This window comes from Oleiagrimonas sp., assembly GCF_027858935.1.
GTDB lineage: Bacteria > Pseudomonadota > Gammaproteobacteria > Xanthomonadales > Rhodanobacteraceae > Oleiagrimonas.
This window is the reverse complement of sequence record NZ_JAQIBU010000283.1, coordinates 1-4,834: the sequence shown is the minus strand read 5'-3', so window position 1 is coordinate 4,834 and position 4,834 is coordinate 1. Positions and strand designations below refer to the sequence as shown.

The following is a 4,834-nucleotide window of genomic DNA, read 5'->3' as shown; positions in this document are numbered from 1 at the left end:
CATCGCCGCATCGGCATGAGCGGCGGACTGTTCACGGACATCCTCCTGCGCGAGACCGGGCTGGACATCACCGAGGAACGCGTGGCGCGCCTGCGCAAGGCGCATGCCGAAGCCTACGGTGGTTTCGCCAGCTCGATCCGGCCGCTTCCGGGCGCGCGCGAACTGCTGGCCTGGCTGACGGATAACGGCATGCCCTGGGCGGTGGCCACCAGCGGCCGCATGGAAACGGCACGGCATAATCTCGCAGCGCTGGGCATCGATCCGGAAGCGACACCGGTGATCACGCGCGACATGGTGCGTCATGCCAAGCCCGATCCGGACCTGTTCATGGTCGCGGCGGAGCGCCTCGGCGTGGACATCATGCAGTCGCTGGTGATCGGCGACAGCATCTGGGACATGTTGGCGGCACAGCGCGCCCGCGCCCTTGGCGTGGGCCTGATGTCCGGAGGCTATGGCGTGCAGGAGCTGCAACAGTCTGGTGCGTTCCGGGTCTACGAGGACCCAGCCGACCTCCTGCGGCACGTGGACGAGGTGGCTGCGCGAGGTTGAGATACGGTCATATGCGTTTCCAGCCGCAGGTGTGGCGGACAAGGCGGGATGCGGCATGATATGGAGCAGGTTTTTTGCGATGATGGCGGTTTGATCTGTCCGAGTTCTACTGTCACATGACTGCGTCCGATGCCTTCCAGATCCGCCCCATTGCTGTTGTTGACGATCCAGCCATGGCCCACGTGATTCGTACCGTGATGCCCGAGTTCGGAGCGGGTGGAGAGGGATTCGCCATCCACGATCCTGAAGTGGACGCCATGCATGCGGCCTACACACAGCCGGGTACTGCCTACTTCGTGGTCGAACGTGAAGGCCGCGTCATGGGCGGGGCAGGCATCGGCGCGCTGGCCGGCGAGGACGGCACGGTCTGTGAATTGCGCAAGATGTACTTCCTTCCCCAGTTGCGCGGTCTCGGTGCCGGTCACGCTTTGATGCGGCGCTGTCTCGAGGCGGCGCGCACGTTGGGGTTCTCGCACTGTTACATCGAGACCCTGACCGGCATGGAGGGCGCCCAGGCCTTATATCTGAAGTCCGGGTTCATTCGGATTCCCGAGCGCATGGGCGAAACAGGCCACTTTGGCTGCAACCGGTTCTATCTGCGCGCGCTTGAAGCCTGATACCGGCACGCTGTAGCTTGGCAGTTGCGCACCCACAATGCCGTGTTGCGTTTGGGCGTGAAGGTTTTCCGTAAAGCATGCCAAGTCCCTCGTCCAACCATGCAGAGCCGGACCGTCGCGCAGACCAGGAATGAGATGCCATGAAACAGTTCGTTTCGATGCTCGTGCTGGGGGCCGCGCTGGCTGGCATGGCTTGGTGTGCCAACGCTTCCGAATCCCTGAACACGGGCATGCACCGTACCCTGCCGGTCCTGGTGAGGGTCGATGCATCGGGCGTGGTCACCGATGTGTTGCCTGCGCGCCAGCTTGCTCCCCGCCTTGATCGTCTGCTCAGGACCAGCCTGGATCAGCTGATTGCCCAACCGGCCCACTACAAGGGTCATGCGATCGCCAGCCAGCTCATCATCGAGCTGGCGCTGACCTCCATACCCAACCCGAAGGGCCAAGGGTACCGAGTACGTTTTGTCTACGTTTCTCGCAAGCCGGTTCCATCGGGACGCTGGCATTGGGTCCTGATCAATGGCCATCGGCTGGCCCTGCAGCAGGACGCTCCTTCAGCAAGCCGGGATGGACGAGCCTGGCACCGCTGGCGTGGCCGGCAACGGCCCGCGCCTTGGCAGGCGTGGCGCAATGCACCCGCAGCCGCGACCTTCACGGGCATGCCCGCCGCTTCCGGCGTCCGGGTCGCCCCTGCCAACCCCAAGTCCGGCTATCGGCGCTGAGCGCTGCGCTGGGTTGCCTCGATGTGCTTGCGGGCGGTAAACACGTCTGGACCAAAGGCACGCAGCCCCTTTGCTCCGGCGTAGCCCAGGTAGGGCAGATCGAAGGCGTCCTCGATGCTGCGCAGCAGGGCGTAGTGGTTGTAGGCATGGGTGCTGACCGTGCCCGGCTTGATGAAAGGCGACAGCAGTACGGCACCGATCCGACCGCCGCCCGGCCCGTATATGCCTGCCGGTCTGCCACCGGGCAGGCCTTTCTCGTGGCAGCAGGCGTGGGCTTGGCTACCTTCGTCGAAGGTGATCACCAGCAGGCCGTTCTTGCGGTAGGCAGGCGAGGCCAGAATGCGCGGCACCCAGGTCTTGAGGAACGCATTGGCGGAAACCAGACCACCGGGTTTGCCGTTCGCGCACGGCGCATCGTGACCGTCATGGCAGAGGTTGGGGGTGATGTAGGCGAACTGCGGGGTGGTGGCGACCGTTTTCAGGTCAACCCGCAGGTGGCGCAGGTTGACCACATGCGTCGAGCAGTAGGCACGGTGATCAATGATGGCGTGGAAATACACGAAGGGATCGTGCTTGTCGGCGTACTGGTCGTGGGCTGATGCGTGGTTGGTGTGGTCGCGCGCACCGATAGGCACGTGGCCGCAGGTCGCCGACTCTCGATCCGGATCGTTGCCCATGTCCTCCATGTACCCGCGCCAGTCCAGTCCGGCATCGTGGAGCTGGCCGGCCACGGTGTGTACATCGGTCGGGTACACGCAGCCGCTGCCGAGGGCCTGTCCGTCAGCATTCAGGCCGGGCCGCGTGCGCACGAAACCGGTCATGACGGGGCAATCGTCCTGCGTCTGCGGATTGGGTGCCTGGCCACTGATCATGGCGATGTAGTTGTCCAGGCTCATATGGCCGATGGAGTAGTAATCGGGCAGCAGGGCGCCTTTGGCCTTCAACGTTTTCGAGAGGTAGCTGGCGGGGCTATGCGGGCCGAAGGTGATGCCGTAGGGCTCGTTCTCGAGCACGATGACGAAGACGTGACCGACCGGGGCGACCAGACGGCCATGCAGGGCATCTGTGCCCCGTGCATTTGCGTTCCAGGATGTGACACAGGCGACGAAAAACAGCAACAGCAGCGAAATCGGGCGCATGGAACTCTCGGGATGCAGCATAAGGACAATTCTTGACATCGAATCTTACCTTAATGCGACGCGCTCTCCGGTATCCATGTGGACGCCGCAAGAGCTCGCCCGCGCATGTCGTGACGATCCTGGCGAGATGTCAGTCGCCCGCGTTCACCGTGGCCTTGCGTTCCTGTCTTCCCCAGGCGACCGACGGGCCGCGCAGCGCGGTCCACACCGAGCGCACCACCACGTAGTACATCAGCTGGCGGTAGCCGAAGCGCTGCAGCACCACCCACCACAGCAGGCGCCACTGTTCCTTCTTCTCCATGGCGAAGGCCAGCATGGTGGCGCCCAGGTCCACGGCCATGAAGGCGGCGTAGAACACCAGCATCTTCATCAGGTTCTGGTCGTTGAACTGGCCCAGGTGCTGCAGGTAGTCCAGGCCCGTGGCGAGAAGTTGCCAGACCAGCGCCAGGTCGACCAGCGGCGAGACCAGCGAGAACAGGATCTGGAACAGCCAGACCTGCGGCAGGGCGATCAAGCCCAATGCGCCGTAGCGTGGTCTGAATGTGACATCACGGTGTTTCCACAGGCATTGCAGCGTACCGTAGGCCCAGCGGAAGCGTTGTCTTGCCAGTCCACGCGCGGTGTCCGGGGCCTCGGTCCAGGCCACGGCTTCGGCATCGAACAGTGCGCGATACCCCGCCTTCTGCACGGCAATGGTCAGGTCCTGGTCCTCGGCCAGGGTCTCGGCCGGGAACCCGCCCAGCTGTTCCAGCGCAGCGTGACGCCAGGCGCCGACCGCGCCAGGGACCACGGTAATGGTGTCCAGGGCGGCCAGTGCTCGCCGCTCCAGGTTCTGCGCCGTGATGTATTCCAGCGCCTGCCACAAGGTGATCAGATTGATTCGGTTGCCGACCTTGGCGTTGCCGGCGACCGCGCCTACCGTGGGGTCGACGAACCAGCGCACCAGTCGCGGCAAGGTATCGGGTTCGAACTGGGTGTCGGCATCCAGTGCCACGATGACTTCGCCGCGTGCCACGCCCAGGCCCGCGTTGATGGCATGTGCCTTGCCGCCGTTGACGAGCGTCAGCAGGCGCACGCGCGGATCCTGGCCATACGCACGGGTAACGATGGCCGAAGTGTCGTCAACCGAACCATCGTCGATCACGATCACTTCCAGGTTCGAATGGCGGCTTGCGAGGATGCGCCGGACCGAACTGACGATGACCTTTGCCTCGTTGTAGGCGGGAATCAACACCGAGACCAGTGGCGGATTTTCCCCGGGCACCGGTTTCAACCGGCGCTGATCCCGACGCAGGTTGATGAGCGCCAGCAGCCCCAGCAGGACCAGTCGGGCGATGCCCAGCGCAATGGCCAACATCAGCAGCCAGCGTATGGTGTGGCCGATCCATCCCAGGGTCAGGAACACCGTGCGATCGGCCCAGCGCGAAACCGAGCTTGTCGCCAGTGGGGGCATGGTCTGATCACGGGTCAGTCCGGCCAGACTTGACACCGTGACGAATTGGTAGCCTTTCGCCCGCAGCGCGTCGATGATGCGGGGCAGGGCGGCCACAGTTTGCGATCGGTCACCGCCACCATCGTGCAGCAGGATCACATGGCCTTCGCGTTCCGGGTTGGTCTGCGCGAGCTGGGTCAGCACCCGCTGCACGATGAGGTCGGACGGGGGTTTCTGCCAGTCGTCCGGATCAATATGCAGGCCGACGGCGATGTACCCCATCTTCTGCGCAATCTGGATCGGCACCAGTTCATCGGCGGTAGTGGGCTCGGCATCGCCGAAATACGGTGCCCGAAACAGGCGCATGGAGCGGCC

5 protein-coding genes are annotated in these 4,834 nt (G+C 64.1%); 3 read left to right on the top strand and 2 right to left on the bottom strand.

From position 1 onward, the window contains the following. From PF446_RS10485 to PF446_RS10475, 3 genes are all read left to right on the top strand, one after another. A partial coding sequence (locus tag PF446_RS10485) for an HAD family hydrolase (protein ID WP_298071371.1) occupies positions 1 to 549 on the top strand: 549 nt, incomplete at its 5' end. A 173-nt stretch (positions 550 to 722) separates the two neighbouring features. Then, complete coding sequence (locus tag PF446_RS10480) at positions 723 to 1,166, top strand: GNAT family N-acetyltransferase (RefSeq protein ID WP_298071370.1); 444 nt, start codon at positions 723 to 725, stop codon at positions 1,164 to 1,166. A gap of 140 nt (positions 1,167 to 1,306) precedes the next feature. After that, positions 1,307 to 1,888: a hypothetical protein gene (locus PF446_RS10475; RefSeq protein ID WP_298071369.1), complete on the top strand. Its 582-nt coding sequence runs from the start codon at positions 1,307 to 1,309 to the stop codon at positions 1,886 to 1,888. On the opposite strand, the gene PF446_RS10470 is transcribed toward PF446_RS10475, so the two are convergent. Further along, positions 1,876 to 3,027, bottom strand: coding sequence for an alkaline phosphatase family protein (locus PF446_RS10470; protein WP_298071368.1), 1,152 nt, complete (start codon positions 3,025 to 3,027; stop codon positions 1,876 to 1,878). The two genes, PF446_RS10475 and PF446_RS10470, sit on opposite strands and share 13 nt — an antisense overlap. A 130-nt stretch (positions 3,028 to 3,157) precedes the next feature. After that, positions 3,158 to 4,834 (bottom strand): glycosyltransferase (locus PF446_RS10465; protein WP_298071367.1); only part of this gene is annotated, 1,677 nt, incomplete at its 5' end.